18 protein-coding genes are annotated in these 18,720 nt (G+C 73.9%); 8 read left to right on the top strand and 10 right to left on the bottom strand.

Annotation, left to right across the window (positions count from 1 at the left end; all coding sequences use genetic code 11):
- Positions 1 to 245 precede the first annotated feature (245 nt).
- Entirely contained in the window at positions 246 to 1,649 is a 1,404-nt protein-coding gene (locus CHC11_RS25770; RefSeq protein WP_089314389.1) for an SPFH domain-containing protein, read from the top strand.
- On the opposite strand, the gene CHC11_RS25765 is transcribed toward CHC11_RS25770, so the two are convergent.
- From CHC11_RS25765 to CHC11_RS25745, 5 genes are read right to left on the bottom strand one after another with little or no spacing between them, the layout of a single operon-like run.
- Positions 1,618 to 2,814 carry a cytochrome P450 gene (locus CHC11_RS25765; protein ID WP_089314388.1) on the bottom strand — a complete coding sequence of 399 codons (1,197 nt, stop codon included), beginning with the start codon at positions 2,812 to 2,814 and terminating at the stop codon, positions 1,618 to 1,620. The two genes, CHC11_RS25770 and CHC11_RS25765, sit on opposite strands and share 32 nt — an antisense overlap.
- Positions 2,811 to 3,407, bottom strand: coding sequence for a GTP-binding protein (locus tag CHC11_RS25760; protein WP_089314387.1), 597 nt, complete (start codon positions 3,405 to 3,407; stop codon positions 2,811 to 2,813). Before CHC11_RS25760 ends, CHC11_RS25765 begins: the two co-directional genes overlap by 4 nt.
- Positions 3,385 to 3,741: a DUF742 domain-containing protein gene (locus tag CHC11_RS25755; RefSeq protein ID WP_089314386.1), complete on the bottom strand. Its 357-nt coding sequence runs from the start codon at positions 3,739 to 3,741 to the stop codon at positions 3,385 to 3,387. The genes CHC11_RS25760 and CHC11_RS25755 overlap by 23 nt, the downstream gene beginning before the upstream one ends.
- The gene (locus CHC11_RS25750; protein ID WP_230298745.1) at positions 3,738 to 4,172 is read right to left on the bottom strand and encodes a roadblock/LC7 domain-containing protein; all 435 of its coding nucleotides are present in this window, start codon (positions 4,170 to 4,172) and stop codon (positions 3,738 to 3,740) included. The genes CHC11_RS25755 and CHC11_RS25750 overlap by 4 nt, the downstream gene beginning before the upstream one ends.
- A complete protein-coding gene (locus tag CHC11_RS25745) occupies positions 4,169 to 5,488 on the bottom strand; it encodes an ATP-binding protein (RefSeq protein WP_089314385.1) in 1,320 nt (439 codons plus the stop codon). Before CHC11_RS25745 ends, CHC11_RS25750 begins: the two co-directional genes overlap by 4 nt.
- Positions 5,489 to 5,786: 298 nt before the next feature.
- Here CHC11_RS25745 and CHC11_RS25740 point away from each other — a divergent pair, with 298 nt between their 5' ends.
- Positions 5,787 to 6,608 carry a helix-turn-helix domain-containing protein gene (locus CHC11_RS25740; RefSeq protein ID WP_245919759.1) on the top strand — a complete coding sequence of 274 codons (822 nt, stop codon included), beginning with the start codon at positions 5,787 to 5,789 and terminating at the stop codon, positions 6,606 to 6,608.
- Between the two features lie 72 nt (positions 6,609 to 6,680).
- Here CHC11_RS25740 and CHC11_RS25735 read toward each other — a convergent pair whose 3' ends face one another.
- Positions 6,681 to 7,919, bottom strand: coding sequence for a sensor histidine kinase (locus CHC11_RS25735; protein ID WP_089314383.1), 1,239 nt, complete (start codon positions 7,917 to 7,919; stop codon positions 6,681 to 6,683).
- The gene (locus CHC11_RS25730) at positions 7,916 to 8,572 is read right to left on the bottom strand and encodes a response regulator transcription factor (RefSeq protein ID WP_089314382.1); all 657 of its coding nucleotides are present in this window, start codon (positions 8,570 to 8,572) and stop codon (positions 7,916 to 7,918) included. Before CHC11_RS25730 ends, CHC11_RS25735 begins: the two co-directional genes overlap by 4 nt.
- A 166-nt stretch (positions 8,573 to 8,738) precedes the next feature.
- Between CHC11_RS25730 and CHC11_RS25725 the strand changes: the two genes are divergently transcribed.
- From CHC11_RS25725 to CHC11_RS25705, 5 genes are all read left to right on the top strand, one after another.
- Positions 8,739 to 9,251, top strand: a complete 513-nt coding sequence (locus CHC11_RS25725; protein WP_089314381.1) for a hypothetical protein — start codon at positions 8,739 to 8,741, stop codon at positions 9,249 to 9,251.
- The gene (locus tag CHC11_RS25720; RefSeq protein WP_089314380.1) at positions 9,251 to 10,375 is read left to right on the top strand and encodes a peptidoglycan-binding domain-containing protein; all 1,125 of its coding nucleotides are present in this window, start codon (positions 9,251 to 9,253) and stop codon (positions 10,373 to 10,375) included. The genes CHC11_RS25725 and CHC11_RS25720 overlap by 1 nt, the downstream gene beginning before the upstream one ends.
- Positions 10,372 to 11,112, top strand: coding sequence for an ABC transporter ATP-binding protein (locus CHC11_RS25715; RefSeq protein WP_089314379.1), 741 nt, complete (start codon positions 10,372 to 10,374; stop codon positions 11,110 to 11,112). Before CHC11_RS25720 ends, CHC11_RS25715 begins: the two co-directional genes overlap by 4 nt.
- Positions 11,109 to 12,314, top strand: coding sequence for an ABC transporter permease (locus CHC11_RS25710; RefSeq protein ID WP_089314378.1), 1,206 nt, complete (start codon positions 11,109 to 11,111; stop codon positions 12,312 to 12,314). The genes CHC11_RS25715 and CHC11_RS25710 overlap by 4 nt, the downstream gene beginning before the upstream one ends.
- Before the next feature lie 143 nt (positions 12,315 to 12,457).
- Entirely contained in the window at positions 12,458 to 13,033 is a 576-nt protein-coding gene (locus tag CHC11_RS25705) for an antibiotic biosynthesis monooxygenase (protein WP_089314377.1), read from the top strand.
- Here CHC11_RS25705 and CHC11_RS25700 read toward each other — a convergent pair whose 3' ends face one another.
- From CHC11_RS25700 to CHC11_RS25690, 3 genes are read right to left on the bottom strand one after another with little or no spacing between them, the layout of a single operon-like run.
- The gene (locus CHC11_RS25700) at positions 13,034 to 14,827 is read right to left on the bottom strand and encodes a choline/carnitine O-acyltransferase (RefSeq protein ID WP_218826244.1); all 1,794 of its coding nucleotides are present in this window, start codon (positions 14,825 to 14,827) and stop codon (positions 13,034 to 13,036) included. It lies immediately after the preceding gene.
- Positions 14,828 to 14,887: 60 nt separating this feature from the next.
- Positions 14,888 to 15,697 (bottom strand): methyltransferase type 12, encoded by an 810-nt coding sequence (locus CHC11_RS25695; RefSeq protein ID WP_089314375.1) that lies wholly within the window; start codon positions 15,695 to 15,697, stop codon positions 14,888 to 14,890.
- A gap of 13 nt (positions 15,698 to 15,710) precedes the next feature.
- Complete coding sequence (locus CHC11_RS25690) at positions 15,711 to 16,574, bottom strand: HalD/BesD family halogenase (protein WP_089314524.1); 864 nt, start codon at positions 16,572 to 16,574, stop codon at positions 15,711 to 15,713.
- Positions 16,575 to 16,875: 301 nt separating this feature from the next.
- On the opposite strand from CHC11_RS25690, the gene CHC11_RS42175 reads away from it, so the two are divergent.
- Positions 16,876 to 18,702, top strand: coding sequence for a serine/threonine-protein kinase (locus CHC11_RS42175; protein WP_218826243.1), 1,827 nt, complete (start codon positions 16,876 to 16,878; stop codon positions 18,700 to 18,702).
- The last annotated feature ends 18 nt before the right edge of the window (positions 18,703 to 18,720 follow it).

Here is an 18,720-nt window from a genome sequence, read left to right as displayed (position 1 = left end):
CCGCCTGGGAGAGCCCCGGCGCCGCGGTCTCGCTGAACGCGCCCCCGAGCCGCACGACGAGCGCGAGGACGACGAGCGCGACCGCCGCCGCCCCGATCGCGAGCATCGGTGTGTCCGTCCGGGCCGCTTCCCGCCGTTCCCCTTCGCGCGTCGCCGTCGCCTCGTGTGTCGCCACAGCCGCAAATACGCACGCATCCAAGCAAAAGGTTCATTAATGTATCGGCCACACCGAATTCGGGAGCGAGATGAGCGCCTCAGACCAGGGCAACAGTTATCTGGACAAGGTCGTCGCACAGCAGGCGGTGCTGGAGGACGATCTGAAGGCCAGGCGCTCCCCGCCACCGCCTCCCGGCGCGCCCGGCGCGGCCCCGGCGCCGGGGCCGCTGGCCAAGCGCGACCGCGCGCTCGGCGCCGCGGCGCCCGCCGACCGTCCGGGCCCGGGGCCCGTGGACGTGCGGATCAGCGGGTTCTGGCGGTGGAAGAACGTGCTCGTCCCGCCGAACGCGTTCGTCGTGCACACCCGGCGGGGGCGCGACGAGCCGCTGCACATCGGCCTCGGGGTGTCGTTCCGGTTCAACCCGTCCACCGACTCCTTCCTCGTGGTGCCGGGCGCGACGCAGACCATCCTGATCAACGCGTACTGCATCTGCCGGGAGCTGCAGGGCGTGCTCGTCCAGGGCTACGTGCAGTGGATCGTCCAGGACTTCGGCACCGCCTACCGCAAGCTCGACTTCGGCGGCGACGACCCGATGCGGCTGGTGAACCTCCAGCTCCGCGAGCAGGCCGAGGCGGCGATCAAGGACAAGGTCGCCACGATGGGGGTGCGCGACGTCCTCAGCGACAAGCAGCCGATCATCGAGGAGCTGACCGCCCGGCTGCGCGCGGTCGCCGAGGGCGAGGACAACAGCGACCAGGGGCTCGGCCTGCGGATCGTCACGGTGCAGATCAAGGAGGCCGTGGTCAGCTCGTCGCGGCTCTGGGAGAACCTGCAGAAGCCCTACCGGGCCGAGCAGGGGCAGATCGCGCGGCTGGCGGAGCTGGAGGCCGAGGAGGCCGTCGCGCAGCGGGAGATGACCGCCGCGCGGATCAAGGAGACGCAGCGGCTGGAGCACGAGCGCGAGCTCGCCGAACTGCGCGCCCGCAACGAGTCGCAGCTGTTCGACACCGAGGCGGCCGAGAAGCTGCGCCGCACCCGGCGCGAGCACGACGACTCCCGCGAGTTCGCCGAGCTCCAGACCGAGACCACGCGGCACGCGCTGCGGATGGAGCGCGAGCGGCACGAGGAGGAGGCCGAGACGGGGCGGCTGCGCATCGAGCGCGACCACGAGCTGGCCCGGCTGCGCACCGAGGGCGAGCTGTCCCTCGCCGACCTGCGGGCCCGGTCGCGGCACGAGCAGGCGCTGCTCGACCTGGAGCGGGAGGCCGCCCGCGCCGCGCTGGAGAACGAGCGGACGCCCGCGGCCGTCCAGGCGCGGCTGATCGCGGCGCTGCCGGAGATCATGGCCAAGCTGCCCAAGCCGGACGAGCTGCGCACCGTCACCGTCAACGGCGGCGACCAGACCGGCGTGGCCGGCCTGGTCGCGCAGCTCGCCGCCGTCGCCGGCGCGCTGCGCGCGGCTACCGAAGGGCCTGGTCCGGCGGGAAGGTGACCGGGAGGACGGTGAGGGCCCGGTGGAACGGGCCCGGCCGCCATTCCAGGTGCTCCGCGGGGACGGCCAGCTCCACGTCGGGGATCCGGTCGAGGAGCTTCTCGATCGCGACGGACGCGATGAGCCGGGAGTGGCCCCTCGCCGGGCAGGTGTGCGGGCCGCCCGCGTAGGACAGGTGGGCGCGGTTGCCCCGGCGGTCGGCGGTCCCCCGCGACGGGTCGGTGTTCGCGGCGGCGTAGCTGACCAGGACGGGCTGGTGGGCGGGCAGGCGGTAGCCGTGGAAGTCGATGTCCTGGCGGGGGAACGTCGTCCCGTAGTTGGCCATCGGCGGGTCGGTCCAGAGGATCTCGTCGAGCGCGTCCTCGACGGGCAGGGCGCCGCCGGACAGATCGCCGCCGAACCGGTCGTCGGAGAGCAGCAGCAGGATGCCGTTGGCGATGAGGTTCTGCTCCGGCTCGGTGCCGGCCCCCCACAGCAGCGTGATCTGGTGGGCCATCTCCAGGTCGTCGAGCCCGGCGGGGTGGCTCATCATCCAGGACGTCACGTCCGGACCCGGCCTGGCGCGCTTGCTCGCCACCAGCTCGCCGGTCGCCTCCGCGAGCAGCGCGTTGCCCTCCTCGGCCGAGACGGTGTCGAAGATGGCGCTCATACCGCGCACGAGCTTGTCGCCGGTCTCGGGAGGGCAGCCGAACATCTCGTTGAACACCAGCAGCGGCAGCGTGCGGGCGTACTGGGTCATGAGGTCGGCCTTGCCGTCCCCGGTGAACCGGTCGATGAGGACGTCGGCGCTGCGCTCGACGTTGTCGCGCAGCGACACCGGGTCGACCCGGTCCAGGCTGTCGACGATCACCGACCGCAGGCGGGCGTGCACCGTTCCGTTGGTGAACAGCGCGTTGGGCCGCGACATCATCATCGGCAGCACCGGGCACTCGGGGCCGACGGCCTCCTCCCACACCTCGCTGCAGCGCGGGAACGTGGCCGGATCGCGCAGGATCTCCAGGGCGGCGTCGTAGCCGAGGACGAGCGTCGCCGGCACGCCCGGCGCCAGCTCGACGGGCGCGAGGTCGCCGTGCTCGCGCATCCGCGCGTAGGCGCCCTGCGGGTCCTTGGCGAACTCCGGGCCGTACAGCGCGACGCGCTGGGGCGCGTTGCGGTCGATGGTCATGGCTGCTCCCCGTCCAGGGTGAGGAGGTGGTCGACGAGCGAGATGAGCGCCTCGGTGGACGAGGTGCGGTCGCGGGCGTCGCAGTTGACGAGCGGCGTCGACGGCGAGAGGTCGAGGGCCTCGCGCACCTCGGCTTCGGGGAACCGCGGCGAGCCCTCGAAGTGGTTGACGGCGACCGCGTACGGGAGGCCCTGCTTCTCCACGATGTCCATGACGGCGAACGACTCCTGGAGGCGGGCGGTGTCCACCAGGATCAGCGCGCCGAGGGCGCCGCGCGCGAGGTCGTCCCACAGCCGGGTGAAGCGCTGCTGCCCCGGTGCCCCGAACAGGTACAAGACGAGGTCGTCGCTGAGGGTGAGGCGGCCGAAGTCCATCGCGACGGTCGTGGTCGTCTTGTCCTTGATGCCGGCGAGGTCGTCCACGGCCGCCCCGGCCTGCGTCATCCGCTCCTCGGTGCGCAGCGGGCGGATCTCCGAGAGCGTCCCGACGTAGGTGGTCTTGCCGACGGCGAAGTGCCCCACGATGAGGACCTTGACGGCGGTCCGGACGCTCTCGCGCAGGTAGGGGGTGTCAGAGGCGAGCGCGGAGTCCATCGAGCACCTCCTGAAGGAGCCGGGCCTTGGACTGCTGGGCGGCGGGCGCGGCGGCCCGGGTGGTGAGGTGCCCGCTGTCGACGAGGTCGGACAGCAGCACCTTGGTGAGCCCGACGGGCAGGCTCAGGTGGCCGGAGATCTCGACGACCGACAGCGCGCCGCCGCGGCACAGCTCGACGATGCGCGCCTTCTCCGGGGACAGGCCGGTGCGCGGCAGGTCGCCGGTCGCGGTCACGAGGGTGACGAGGTCGAACACGTTGCGGGTGGGGTGGGCCCGCCCGCCGGTGACGACGTGCGGGCGGACCAGGGCCCGCCTGCTGCGGCGCGGGGTCATGCGGGACGGCCCGCGCCCGGCCGCGGCGGGGTGGTCAACTCCTTGCCCAGCCGCTGCACGAGTTCCTGGAGCCGGAACGACACGGTCTCCATGTCGACGTGCTGCGTCGCCGACACCGCGAGGTAGGCGCCGGGCCCGGCGGCGACGAGGAAGACGTACCCGTCGTCGAACTCGTTCACCGTCTGCCGCCAGGTCGTGCCGGAGTCCCCGCAGAACTCGGCGGTGCTGCGGGCGAGCGACTGCAGGCCCGCCATGCCCGCGGCCTGCCGCTCCGCCTCGTCCCGGTTGATCCGCTCGGAGTGCGCCATGAGCAGCCCGTCGGCCGACAGCAGGATCGCGTAGCGCGTCTCCGGCATCCGCAGCGCGTCGTCCAGCATCCAGCCGAGCCGGTTCGTACCGTCGTCCATCGCGCCGTTCCATCCCTCGTTCATGGCCGCAGGTCCTTGCTCTCGATACCGGGGCCCTCGCCGTCGGACGGCGTCGCGGCGCGGCCGGACCGCGTCCCGCGCTGCCAGGCGCCGAGGCCCGCGGCGGTCTCCCGGGCCGGCCTGAGCGGCGGCGGCTGCGCCCCCGCGCCCTGCACGGGGGGCGGCTCCGCGTCCTCGGCGGGACGTTCGGCGACCGCGACGCGGGTGCGCTTCGGCAGCCCGCCGGGGGTGGCGGGGACGCCGGTCCAGGCGGCGGGCGCGGGGCTCTCCGCGGCCGGACGGGACGCGGCTGACGGGTCGGGCGCCCGCTCACCCGGGACGTCGGTGAGCAGCGCGGACGGCACGAACACGACGGCCCGCACGCCGCCGTAGGGGGAGCGCGTGTCGACCGACACCCGGAAGCCGTACCGTGCGGCGAGGACGCCCGCCACCGCGAACCCGACGCGGGGCGGGTCGCCGAGCCGGTGGATGTCGACCGAGGCGTCGCCGGACAGCAGGTCGGCGGCGCGCTGCAGCTCCTCGGCGTCCATCGCGACCCCGGCGTCGTCGATCATGATCGCGACGCCGTTGTGCGTGGACTGGAAGTTGACCTCGACGGTGGTGTCGGGGCGCGAGTGCCGTGCCGCGTTGTCCAGCAGCTCGGCCAGGGTCAGCACGATCGGCTCCACGGCCCGGCTGGTCACCGCGGTGTTCACCGGCCCCTGCATGTTGACCCGCAGGTAGTCGCGGATGCGGGAGGTCGCGCCGCGCACCACGTCGCTCAACGACGACGCCGAGCGCTGCTGGCCCGGCCACGACCCGCACAGCACGGCGGTGGCCTGGGCGCGCCGGCCGAGCTGGGCGTTCATGTGGTCGACGCGGAGCAGTCCCTCCAGCACGTCCGGGTCGTCGTGGCGCTCCTGCATGTCGGAGATGGCGAGCTGCTGCTCGTTGGCGAGGCTCTGCACGGCGCGCATCATCGCCCGCAGCGTCGACTTGGCCGACAGGTCGGCCCGCTCCCGGACGCGCGCGGCGGACCCGGCGAACAGCTCGGTGACGGTCCGCAGCGCCTGCCCGTAGGCGGGCGCCTCGCGGTCCAGGTCGTGCAGCGGGCCGGTGACGCGCACACCGGGGTTGTGCAGGGACTCCATGAGCTCGGGAAGCCGGACGTCCGCGAGGTGCCGAAGCTCCTTCTCGCGCAGGTCGAGCCCGCGGGCCAGGACGGCGTTCTGCGCGCGCAGGTCGCCGGTCTCCCGCCGCTGGCGTACCAGCAGGGCGGCGGCCGCGATGCCGGCGCCCGCCACGACGACGAGCGCCGCCGCCAAGAGGAATTGCTCCATCAGATCCTCGGTGCAGGGTCTTCGGCGAGGTGGTCCGGGCCGGTGTGCTCGGGCACCCGGCGGACCGCCTCATGGCTGGTGGGGGACGGCGCGGATACGCCGCGGTTTCGGCACCGTAGGACGGGCGAGCGGGGGCGCGCTTGTGCTCGCGCGCAGAGAACTTGCCGCCGGGCGCATTGCAAGATCACCCACCGTCTGAATCACGTTACTTTCCGATGGAATCGCCTGATTCGCTGGTGTCGGCCGTACTACGCTCGCCCGCAAGTGATCTAGGGCGGTGGGGGCGGAGGAGCCTGCGGTGGACGACGTGCTCGGCGGGCCGCGCGGCGCCGAGTACCGGCTCGTGCTGTACCTGTCGGACCGGGCGGACTACGTCCGCACCCCGGGGCAGGCGCGCCGCGACCGCGGCTACCGGTTCCTGCTCCCGCTGCACGGCGAGATGCTCATGGTGCAGGACGGCCGCGAGGCGCGGCTGCGTCCGGGCACCGGCGGCCTCATCGCGCCCGCGGCGCCGTTCCGGGTCCTCCAGCCGCGCCCGGCCCGCGCGCTCGTCATGGCCATCCCGGCCCGCGAGATGGAAGGCCGGCTGTGCGGCCCGGCCCTCCCGGTGACCGGCCTCGACCTGTCCGCCGGCCTCGGCCGCGTCGTCGCCGACATGGTGCGGGCCGTCGGCGAGGAGCGGCGCAGCCTCAGCGGGCCGCAGTTCGACGCCGCCTGCGACCGGATCACCGAGCTGCTGTGCCTGCTGCTCGCCGGGGACGAACGCCCGCCCGCGCCCGGCCACCTCGCCGAGGTGGAGGCGGTCGTGCGCCGCTACGTCCGCGAGCACGCCACCGATCCCGGGCTCACCGGCGCCGCGATGGCGCAGGACCTCGGCTGGTCGCTGCGGCAGGTGCAGCTCGCGCTGCAGCGCGCCGGGACCACGCCTCGCGAGCTGATCCGGGAGGAGCGGCTCCGCCTCGTCCGCGACCGGCTGCGCAACCCCCTGGACCGGCACGTCACCATCACCGACCTCGCGCACGCCACCGGGTTCTCCTCCGCCAGCGCCCTCAGCCACGCGTTCCGGGAGCGCTTCGGCGTCAGCCCGCGCGAGCTGCGCAGGCACGGCGCGTCCCGCTGACCGCGCGCCCGAGTGGCGGGGTGCAGGCGATCCGGCACGGAATCCCTCTCGGCCCGGACCGATCGCCCACGTCTAGGCCCGGGCGGCGAGCGGGCCGGGGTGGCGCTCCGGCTCCGGCTCCGTTTCCGCGGACGGGAGGGCGACGGTGACGGTGAGGCCGCCTTCCCGGCGGGGCCGGGCGGTCACGGTGCCGTTGTGGGCGCGGACGATGGACTGGACGATGGAGAGGCCGAGACCGGCGCCCTTGGCGGTGACGACGCGGTCGCTGTCGAGCCGGCGGAAGGGCTCGAAGAGGGCCGGGATCTCGTAGGGCGGGACGGCGGGGCCGGAGTTGGCGACCTCCAGGACGGCCCGGCCGCCCTCGGTGCGGCAGGAGACGGTGACCCACCCGGAGTCGGTGTTGTGGCGCAGGCCGTTCTCCAGCAGGTTCTGCACGACGCGTTCCAGCAGGAGCGCGTCGCCCGCCGTCATGGCCTCGGCGGTGTCGGTCTCGACGGTGACGCCGGAGCCCTCGGCTTCGAGCGCCGTCTGGTCGGCGACGTGCGCGACGACGTCCGCCAGGTCCACCGGCGCCCGGGTGGTGATCTCGTTCTCTGAGCGGGCGAGCAGCAGCAGGCCGGTGATGAGGCGCTCGTGCCGCGCGTTGATCTGCAGGAGGGTCTCGCCGAGCTGCCGGACGTCCGGGGACGCCGACTCGCGGTGCATCGCCACCTCGACCAGGGCGCGGCCGACGGTGAGCGGGGTGCGCAGCTCGTGGGAGGCGCTCGCGACGAAGCGGCGCTGGCCGTCGAAGGAGCGGTCGAGGCGCTCGACCATCGCGTCGAAGGTGTCGGCGAGCTCCTTGACCTCGTCGCGCGGGCCCCGCAGGGCGATGCGCTCGTGCAGGCCGCGGTCGGCGGCGGGGGAGCCGGCGATGCGGCGGGCCGTCTCGGTGACGCGGTGCAGCGGGGACAGGACCTGGCCCGCGATGAGCCAGCCGAAGCCCGCCGCGGCGCCCCCGACGACCAGCAGCGCGATCGACCCCTGGGTGACCAGCGAGGTGACGGCGGCGTCGTGCAGCTCCTCGCGCTGCTCGCGCATCCAGCGGTCGGCGTCGGCCATCACCCTGGCCTCCTGCGTGGTCTCCCGCGCGGCCCCGGCCGGCGGCGCGGTGCCGGGTGCCGGGGCCAGCCGGGTCGCCAGCACCTTCGTGCCGGACCGCGAGAGCTGCTGGTCGAACAGGGCGTAGGTCGCGCCGAGCAGCACCACCCCGGCGACCAGGAACAGGCCGCCGTAGGTGAGGGTGAGCCGGGCGCGCAGCGACAGCCTCATGGGATCCGGTACCCCGCTCCCTTGACGGTCTCGACGACGGGCGGGTCGGCGAGCTTGCGGCGCAGCTTGAGGACGGTCAGGCGGACGGCGCCGGTGAACGGGTCGGCGTGCTCGTCCCACGCCTTCTCCAGGAGCTGCTCGGCGGACACCACGGCGCCATCGGCGCGCAGCAGCTCGGCGAGGACGGCGAACTCCTTGCGCGCGAGCGGCACGTAGCGGCCGTCCCGGAACACCTCGCGGCGCGCCGGGTCCAGGGTGATGCCGGCGCGGTGCAGCGTCGGCGGCGCGGCCGGGCGGCAGCGGCGGCCGAGCGCGTGGACGCGGGCGGCGAGCTCGGGGAACGCGAACGGCTTGGTCAGGTAGTCGTCGGCGCCGAGGCCGAGCCCGTCGACGCGGTCGGTGACCTCCGCGGCGGCGGTGAGCATCAGGACCCTGGCCGTGCTCCCGCCCCGGACGATCTCGCGGCACACGTCGTCGCCGTGGACGAGGGGCAGGTCGCGGTCCAGCACGACCACGTCGTAGTCGTTGACGGTGACCCGCTCCAGAGCGGCCGCGCCGTCGTGGGCCAGGTCGACGGCGTGCGCGCCGTCCCGCAGCCATTCGGCGATCGCGTCGGCCAGGAGCCGCTCGTCCTCTGCCACCAGCACTCTCATGAAGCCTCCTCCGAACGCCGATGGTGCCGCAGGCCCTGTTTCGTTTCCGTTAGTGATCATTTCCGGCGCGAGACGCCCGGGGGCGGAAACACGGGGGAAACGTCCCGCCGGGTTGCATCGCTCCTCGCCGGCCGGAACCGCTCCGGCCGCGGACTGAGGAGAAGACATGCGACTGCGGATCCTGGCCGTGCTGCCGCTCGCGCTGGCGCTGACCCTGACCGGGTGCGGCTCGGACGACAAGGGCGACGGCGTGGCCTCGGCGAACGGGGGCGCGAAGCAGGGCGGGGCCGAGCAGGGCGGCAAGCAGCTCGGCCCGGAGGAGCGCGGCGTCAAGTTCGCCCAGTGCATGCGCGAGCACGGCGTCGACATGGAGGACCCGAAGCCCGGCGGGGGCATCCGGATCCAGGCCAACGGCGACAAGGGCGCCATGGACAAGGCCATGGAGGCGTGCCGGCAGTACAACCCCATGGCCGACCGCACGGGCGCGCCCGACCCGAAGATGCAGGAGCGGGCGCGCGAGTTCGCCGCGTGCATGCGCAAGAACGGCGTGGAGAAGTTCCCGGACCCCGACCCGAACCAGCCCGGCATCCGGATCGACAAGAACACGGTCGGCGACGACCCGGACCTGGAGACCGCGCAGCGGGCGTGCGACAAGATCCTGCAGGGCGGCGGGAAGTGATGGGGGAGACCATCGCGGAACGCGCGCCGGCCGAGCGGGAGGGCCGCCGCGCCCGCCGCCGCCGGCCGCGCCTGAGGATCGCGCTGGCCGTCGCCGCCGTCGTCGCGGCGGGCGGCGGCGCGACCGTGGCGGCGCTGGCCGCCGGCGGGGACGGCGGCGGCGGGCGGGCCGCGAACCTGCCGCCCGGCACGGCGAAGGTGGCGCGGGAGACGCTGAGCGACACCCAGTCCGAGGACGGGCGGCTCGGCTACGGCCCGACCCTGACCGCGACCAACCAGGCCAGGGGCACGATCACCTGGCTGCCCGAGAGCGGTGACGAGATCGACCGCGGGCGTCGGCTGTACGAGCTCGACGGCGACCCCGTCGTGCTGATGTACGGGTCCGAGCCGTCCTACCGGCCGCTGCGGACCGGGACCGAGGGGTCCGATGTGAAGCGGTTCGAGACGAACCTCGCCGCACTCGGCTACGACGGCTTCACCGTGGACGACGAGTACACCTCGGGCACCGCCGAGGCCGTCCGGGAGTGGCAGGACGACATCGGCGCGCCGGAAACCGGGACCGTCGAGGTCGGGCGGGTCGCGTACGCCGGCGGGCCCGTCCGGGTCGAGACCGTCGAGGCCGACCCGGGCGAGCCCGCCGCGCCCGGCAAGAAGATCCTCGGCTACACCGGGACGACGCAGGCCGTCACGGTCGAGCTGGACACCGCCGACCAGCGGCTGGCGAGGAAGGGCGCCGAGGTCGAGGTGACCCTGCCGGAGGGCCGGCCGGTCACGGCCGAGATCGACGAGGTCACCACCGTGATCGAGCCGGGCGAGCAGGGCGAGGACCCGGCGACGAAGGTGGAGGTCACCATCTGGCTCGACTCCGCCGCCGCCAGGAAGGCCGCGGCCCGCTACGCGCTCGCCTCCGCCGACGTCCGGTTCACCGCGGGCAGGCGCGAGAACGTCCTGACGGTGCCGGTGTCCGCGCTGGTCGCGCTGCGGGAGGGCGGCTTCGGCGTGGAGGTCGTCAAGGGCGGGGCGTCGTCCTACGTCCCGGTCGAGACCGGGCTGTTCGCCGACGGGAAGGTGGAGGTCTCCGGGCAGGGGATCGCCGAGGGCGCGCTCGTGGGGGTACCGAAATGATCACCTTGCGGGACGTCAGGAAATCCTATCCGGGCGGCGTGCACGCGCTCGCCGGGGTGTCGCTGCACGTCGGCGCGGGCGAGCTGGTCGCGATCGTCGGCCCCTCCGGGTCCGGCAAGACGACCATGCTCAACATGCTCGGCACCCTGGACCGCCCCACCTCGGGCGAGATCCGCATCGACGGGCACGACGTGGGGCGGCTCGCGGACGCGCGGCTGTCGGCGCTGCGCGCGAGCCGCATCGGGTTCGTCTTCCAGCACTTCCACCTGGCGGCCGGGACCCGGGCGATCGACAACGTCGCGGACGGCCTGCTGTACTCCGGGCTGCGCCCGGCGGCGCGGCGGCGGCGGGCCGCGGCGGCGCTGCAACGGGTCGGGCTCGGCCACCGGCTGGACCACGAGCCGCACGAGCTGTCCGGCGGCGAGCGGCAGCGGGTCGCGATCGCGCGGGCGGTCGCCGGGGAGCCCGCACTGCTGCTCGCGGACGAGCCGACCGGCGCGCTGGACTCGGTGTCCGGCGACGGGGTGATGGCGCTGCTGCGCGAGCTGCACGCCGCCGGCACCACCGTCGTGATCATCACGCACGACCGGGAGATCGCGGCGGCCCTGCCCCGCCGCATCCGGATGCGCGACGGCCTCGTGGTGGACGACTCCGTGGTGGACGACTCCGTGGTGGACGACTCCGTGGTGGACGACTCCGCGGGCGAAGGCCCGCACCTGGCGGAGGCGGCGCGATGACGGCCGGGACGCTGCAGCCGGCCCGGCTGTGGCCGGGCGACGTGCTCAGGGTCGGCGCGGTCGGCCTGCGCACCCGGCCGATGCGGGCGTTCCTGTCCGCGCTCGGCATCGCGATCGGGATCGCCGCGATGGTCGCGGTCGTCGGGGTGTCCTCCTCCACCCGCGCCGACCTCGACCGTGCCCTCGCGGCGCTCGGCACCAACCTGCTGACCGTCTCGTCCGGCAGCACCCTGACCGGAGAGAAGGCACAGCTTCCCCTGGAGTCGGAGGCCATGGTGGCCCGGATCGCCCCGGTCCGGGAGGTCTCGGCGACCGGCCTGCTGGACGGTGCGAAGGTCTACCGCACCGGCAAGATCCCCGAGACGGAGACCAACGGGATCTCGGCGTACGCGGTCCGCACCGACCTGCGCGCCGCGACGGGGGCGAGGCTGCGCGGCGGCGTGTGGCTGAACGCCGCGACCGGCGGCTTCCCGGCGACGGTCCTCGGCTCGACCGCCGCGCGGCGGCTCGGAATCGGGCACGCGGCCCCGGACGCCCAGGTGCTGATCGGCGGCCGCTGGTTCACCGTGATCGGCATCCTGGAGCCCGCGGCGCTGGCCCCCGAACTGGACAGCGCCGCGCTGGTCGGCTGGGCCGCGGCGCAGTCCCGGCTCGGCTTCGACGGCCATCCGACGACGATCTACACCCGGTCGGCGGAGGCGAGCGTCGAGGACGTCCGGGACGTGCTGGCCGCGACCGCCGCCCCGGAGGCGCCGAACGAGGTCGAGGTGTCGCGGCCCTCGGACGCCCTGGCGGCCAAGAAGGCGGCGGGCGAGGCGTTCACCGGACTCCTGCTTGGCCTCGGCGCGGTCGCGCTGCTGGTCGGCGGCGTGGGGGTCGCCAACACCATGGTCATCTCGGTCCTGGAGCGGCGGTCGGAGATCGGGCTGCGCCGCTCCCTCGGCGCGACCCGCGGGCAGATCCGCACGCAGTTCCTCGCCGAGTCGCTGCTGCTGTCGGCGCTCGGCGGGGTCGGCGGGGCGGCCGTCGGCGCGCTGGTCACCGCCGTCTACGCCGTCTCCCGGGGATGGCCGGTGGTCATCCCCGCGTGGGCGGTGCTCGGCGGCGTCGCCGCGACCCTGCTCATCGGAGCGGCCGCCGGCCTGTACCCGGCGATCCGGGCGTCCCGCCTCAGCCCCACCGAGGCGCTCGCCGCGACCTGAGCGGGACGGATGCGCATGGACCGGAGGGGACCGATGCGCATGGACCGGAGGGGACCGATGCGCATGGACCGGAGGGGACGGATGCGCATGGACCGGAGGGGACCGATGCGCATGGACCGGGCGGGACGGGTGAGATCTCAGCCATGGCTTCCACGGAGACCGAGCCCGTCACGATCGTGTTCACCTGGGACGTCAAGCCGGGCCGGGAACGCGACTTCGAGGAGTGGGCGGAGGGGCTGCACGAGGTCGCGACCCGGTACTCCGGCCACCAGGGCGCCACCTGGCTGCGCGCGGAGGGGTCGCGGCACCGCTACTACACGGTCGTGAACTTCGCCGACCAGGAGCGGCTCGACCGGTGGCTGAACTCCGGCGAGCGCGCGGACTGGATCGAGCGGGTGAGCGGGATCGCCGACGAGCGCCGGCAGGACACCACCGGGCTGGAGACGTGGTTCAACCTGCCCGGCGAGTCCGTGCCGCCGCCCTCCAAGCTCAAGATGATCGTCATCACCTTCTGCGCGGTGTACCCGCTCAGCCTGCTGCTGCAGACGTTCGTCACGCCGCTGACGCAGGCGTGGCCGCTGCCGGTGCGGGCGCTGACGTTCCCCGTCATCGTGATCCCGCTGCTCACCCTGTTCGTGATGCCCGGGCTCAGCCGCGCGTTCCGGCGCTGGCTCTACCCGATCGGGCGGACGCACCGGCCGGCCAGACCCGGGAGGTGATCACGCCAGCAGGTCCCGCAGCTCGCGGACCGCCTCCCGGAGCCGCTCGGCGAACTCCAGCATCGCGTCCGCGACCGGCCGCGGGGTGCTCAGGTAGACGTTGAAGCGGTCCGGCAGCAGGACGTAGGCGACGCCGATGCACTGCTCGCTCGTCGAGCCGAACCCGAAGTACCGGATGTTGACCGACGGAGCGGAGCTGGTGCTCAGGTAGTCGTCCCGCATCACGAGCCACCCGGGGGACTCGAACAGGGGGAGCGGCTCGGTGACGCCCAGCTCGGCGCCGCGCCGCCTCTGGATGAGCTGGAGCTCCCAGAGGTGCTGCTCGGGCGCCTGCCCCGCCTGGCATGCGCGGGCCCGCCGGACGTGGGCGTCGGCGGCGGCGCGGAAGGCGTCCCGGCGCGGCGCGGTCCCGGCCGCCGGGTCGTCCATGGCCTCGACGAAGCGGAGCACCTCGGGGGTGACGACGCGCATCGCTTCGGTGCGCCCGTTCCGGTACTGGCGGGTGGCGATCGACTCGTAGGTGGCGCCGACGCGGCCCTTCGCGCGCTGGTGGGCGAGCTGGTAGGCCATCTGGACGAACGCGTCCGGCGACATCTTCAGCCGCTTGACGTGGTCGGTGCCGAAGTCGTCGAACGCCACGGTCGCGGTGGCCGTGGCCGCCCCGTAGGCGGCGAACGCCGCCGCGGCGGCGTCGATGTCGCGCCGCAGGGCGTCGTCCAGGGTGAACTCGATCGCCTCGACGACCGGGAGCCCCTGCGACCGGGCGCCCGACCGCTGCGACGACGTCTCGGGGGGTTCGCTCAGCAGGGCGTCGACGAAGCTGAGGACCGTGGTGCCGTCCAGGCCGCAGTGCTCCACGTTGATGCCCGCGGTGCCGTCCCCGAACACGACGAAGGAGACGGCCTTGTCGAACCAGCGGTTGGCGCTGTCGCCGTGGAGCAGGTGGTCGCAGGCGTCGAGGGTGTTCGCGGGGACGAAGTCCTCCAGGCAGACGCAGAACAGCGCGGTCTCGACGTCGTCGAGCGCCTTGGTGTTGCCGAGGGCCAGCAGCGCCTCCCGGCTCGCCGCCCACTCGGCGCGGGCCTTGGTGGTGAGGTGCCCGGCGGACGGCTCCGGCGCGGCCTCCGCCTTCATGACGGCGGCCAGGCCCGCCCGCAGCTCCTCCAGCGTGTGGGGGTGGCCGTCGGGACCCAGCACGTCCATCCGGATGATGTTGCCGCGGAAGAGCACCACGATGTGGCGGGCGTCCGACGGCCCCGGCCACTCGGCGGTGTAGGGGGCGCGGACGGTGTCCTGCTCGGCGCCCGGGATGCGGGTCGTGGAGAACAGGTACCGGTTCTGCGCCATCGACAGCGGCCGGCCGCGCTGCACGACGGGCGGGACCTCCTCCCGGTCGAGCCGCAGCTTGTAGTCCAGCGCCCCGGCGATGATCCCGGCCGCGCGCTCGACCTGCCCCTCCGGCGACTCCTTGAACAGGAAGAAGAAGTTGGCGTTCAGCGCGATCCGGTCGCGGCGGCCGAGGTAGCGGTAGGGCCAGAACGTGTCCAGCCAGCTTTCCACGCCCTCGCTCGCGTCGTAGCGCTCCAGCGCCGCGTGCAGCGTGCGGCCCGGCCCGTCCGGGCGGGCGAACGAGGCCAGCGCCGACTCCGTCCGGGCCCGCTCGTCCGCGGTCAGCAGCGGCCCGCACCACTCGAGGAACCGCTCGCAGGTCGCGTCGAGCGTGGGCAGCGGCACCCGCGGCAGGCGCTCCTCGTTGCCGAAGGTGCGGGACGACAGTTCTTCGCCGGCGTTCACATCGATCCTCTTGTTCTGTTCGTTCCCTGGGCGTCAGGTGTCCGTGCCCAGTCGGAAGGGTCAGTCGCGTGGACGGGAGACGTAGAGCTGCGCGTAGAACCAGCCCTCGGCCTCCAGCCCGCCCGGGTCGGCGCCGACCTCGGCGAGCCGGTCCAGGACGAGCGCCTGCTCCTGCGGCGTCGCGAACCGCCGCTGCCGGAACAGGCCGTCGTGGCGGACGGTGGTGTACCCGGCGTCCGCGAGCACCTCGGCGATCGGGTCGAACGGGAACATGCGCAGCACGAAGTGCGCCATCCACGGTCTGCGCTCCCCGTGCGCCTCCACGACGCGGGAGAGGGTGCGCTCGGTGACGTATCCGAGGCACCCCGTCGAGACGACCAGGTCCGTTCCGGCGAGCTGGGCGCGCTGCTCGGCGGTCGGCTCGCCGCTCTCCAGATCCGCGTGCACGGCGCCGTCGAGGAAGCCGGCTTCGAGCGCGTAGGAAAGGGCGTTCTCCGAGGCGTCCAGGCCGAGGAAACGAAGGCGGCTCGTCGCTTCACGGGAACGGACCAACTCCCGGTCTCGGGCCAGCAGCCTGGCGCGTGTGTGTCCGAGGGCGTCGGGACCGCCGTAGCGATCGTACAGCTCCGCCATCGTCACGCCGTATTTCAGCAGAGCCGCGTTGATGCCGTAGGAACAGCCGATATCGAGAACGGTGGGGACCGGGACGCCGCGCGCCTCCTGGTATTCGGCGATGAGGCGTTGGAAGTGTGGTTTGGCCAGTTCCGGGATGTCGTAGTGCAGTTCGCGCAGCGTGCCGAAGTAGGCGCGGGGATCGGGGCTGGTGTAGATGTGGTCGAGCGAGATCTTCCCTGTCGCGTCCGTGCGCACGGGCGGGTGCCTCCTAGTCCAGCAGCCGGTCGACCCGGACGGCGCGTCCCTCCGCCGCCAGGTGCTCGGGCAGGACGCGGCCGAAGAGCTGCTTCGTGCGCGCGACGCTGCCGATGACCCCCGGGCGCTCGCTGTAGGCGAGGATCGCCGTGTGCCGCGCCGTCTCCCCGCGGACCACGGCGACCCGGTGAAGCGAGTACCTTCCTTTGAACAGTTGCAGGTCACCAGGGCGAAGCGTGAGCCGGCGGACGAGGTCGCCGCCGCGCCCGGACAGCACGCGGCGCACGTCGCCGAAGTTCTCCGCCTCCGCCGACCTGATGTTCGGGCAGTACTCGAAGACGCCCCCGTCCTCGGGCTCCCGCGTCAGCAGGCTGACCGTGAACTCGTTGGTGTCGAAGTGCCAGGGGTGCTCCATTCCCGGGTTGACGACGTTGAGGACGAGTCCCGACAGCGGGTCGGCCAGCTCGTGCACCCGGGGCAGCCCGAAGCAGGCCGCCACGAACCGCTGGAAGAGCCCGCTCGCGTAGAGCCGGTGGACCACGGAGTCCGCGGGGATGTGGTCGCGGGCGACGAACGCGTTGCCCCGCTCGACCGTGATGCGCCCCGGATGGCCCTCCGGCAAAGGCGTGCTCACGTCGATGTTGTAGGCGTTCACCGTTTCGACGTCGTAATGCGCGTGCGGTGCGATCGCCTCGCATTCCGCGCGCAGCGCCTCCCGCAATGCCGGGCGAATGAAGTCGGGCAGCACGCAGCAGCCCGTTTCCGCGAGTTCGTCCCTGGTCCGGGAAACGAGCACGTCCCATCCCGCGCCGCCCGGCGCGGCCAGCGGATAGCGCTCCGTGTCGACGACCCGCGCGAGAGCCTCCGCTGCGCCCATGAAGATCCTTTCGCGGTCGGCGAACCCCAACGGGTTGTAGCACATTCCTTCCGCGAATTCCCGGCCGCGCTTTTCCTCTGCGCTTTGTCATGGAATGATAAGCGCGGCCCGTGACCTGTGGCTACGAACGCTCCCGGGCCCGGGTGCGCGCGGCGGGCGGTGTGTCCCATCTCACCGGGCCGCCCCCGGGGCTCACCCGGCTCCCGGATGTGGCGCTCGTGCGGACTTTCCGCGAACCTTTCCTCACGCGGTGGCGTCACCGTCCTGGGAAGCATGATCCGAAGAACGGCGGGAGCGCGGGATGGACTGGCGGCTGACGGGGTTCACCGAGGAGCGCGAACTGGGACGCGGTGCGCAGGGACGAGTCGTCCTGGCCCGCCACCCGGGGTCCGGGACCCCGGTCGCGATCAAGTACCTGGCCGGCGGGGACCCCGGCGCGGTCGACGCGCTGCGGTCCGAGGCGCAGATGCTGGGGCGCCTGACGAGCCCGTACGTGGCCCGCCTCTACCAGTTCGTGGAGGGCGAGCACGGCGCGGCGATCGTGATGGAGGCGGTGAACGGCGCGTCCCTGAAGGAGGTGCTGCGCGAGCACGGGGCCCTCGCTCCGGAGGCCGCGCTGCTCGTGCTGAAGGGCTCGCTGCTCGGGCTCGCGGCCGCCCACGCCGTCGGGGTCGTGCACCGCGACTACAAGCCGGCGAACGTCGTGGTGCAGGGCGACGGCCTCAGCAAGCTCGTGGACTTCGGCATCGCCGTCCTGGCGGGCGGCGGCTCGTTCGCGGGGACGCCGGTCTACATGGCGCCGGAGCAGTGGCGCGGTGATCCCGCCAGCCCCGCCACCGACGTCTACTCCGCGACGTGCGTGTTCGTGGAGTGCGTCACCGGGCGGCGCCCCTTCGCGACCGCCGAGCGGGCGGCCCTGATGAACCAGCACCTCACCGCGCAGGTCGACGTGCGGGACGTGCCCGGGCCGCTGCGCCAGCTCGTCCTGCAGGGGATGGCGAAGGACCCGGGGCAGCGGCCGCCGGGCGCGGCGGAGTTCGTCACGCGGCTGGACACCGCCGCCGTCGCCGCGTACGGGGGTGACTGGGAGCAGCGGGGCGTGCGCGCCCTGGCCGCCGCCGCGGTCGCGCTGGCCGCGCTGTTCCCGCTCGGCGCCCTCGCGGTCGCGCCGGGCGCGACCGCCGCGGCCGGGGCGACCGCGGGCGCGGCCGGCGCGGCCGGCGGCGGCGCGGGCGGCGCGGGCGGCGCGGGCGGCGTGGGCACCACGGGGGCGGCCGTGAGCAAGGGCTTCCTCGCCACCGCGGCCGGCAAGGGCGCGATGGCCGCCGCGGGCGCCGCCGTGGTCGCGGGGACGGCGGGCGGCGTCGTCTACGCGGTGCAGGACCACAAGCCCCGGCCGCCCGCGGCCGCGTCCGCCGCCGTCGTCACCCTGGTCGCCGACAACCGCCGGCTCACCGGCCCGGCGATCGAGGTCCAGAACGCGCGGTACCCCAAGGTCACCGGGCTGAAGGACCCCGCACTGGAGCGCCGCGTCAACACCGAGCTCCGCGGGCCGGTGGACCGGCTCGTCGCGTCGGCGAGGAGGATGGCCTCCTCGATCGACTGCAAGGGAAAGCCCGTGAAGCTGGGCACCGAGACGAGGCTCGGGCTGCGCGGCCCCCGCCTGGTGTCGGTCCGCTACTACATGCTGTCGGACAACTGCCAGCAGGCGGACGGCTCCCCGGGCGGGGAGGTCGTCACGGTCGACCTGCGCACCGGCCGCCGGCTCACCGCCGCCGACGTCTTCCAGCCCGCGACGCTCACCCCGGACGGCGTGCGCCGACTGGGGTCGCTCGTACCGCAGAAGCCGGCCCTGCACGAGCGCCGGTGGCAGGACTGCAGCTCCGACGGGCCGTTCGAGCTCGCCGACCTGTCCCCCCACCAGGATTCGGGCGCGCCGGAAAGGACCTTGCCGCCGGTCCTGAGCCCGTTCTTCACCCCTGCGGGATTCGAGCTCTCCTTCCTGGCGGGCGGCAGCGACGGCTGCGGCAACCTGAACTTCGGCACGTCCTACGCGAACGTCCGCGGCCTGCTGAAGCCCGGGATCGCCGCGCTGCTGCCCTCCGGTCCCGCACCGTCCCGGACCTGACCCGCGGGCGCCCCGGGG

The sequence above is a fragment of the Actinomadura mexicana genome, from assembly GCF_900188105.1.
GTDB classification, from domain to species: domain Bacteria; phylum Actinomycetota; class Actinomycetes; order Streptosporangiales; family Streptosporangiaceae; genus Spirillospora; species Spirillospora mexicana.
This window is presented reverse-complemented; position numbering and strand designations above follow the sequence as displayed.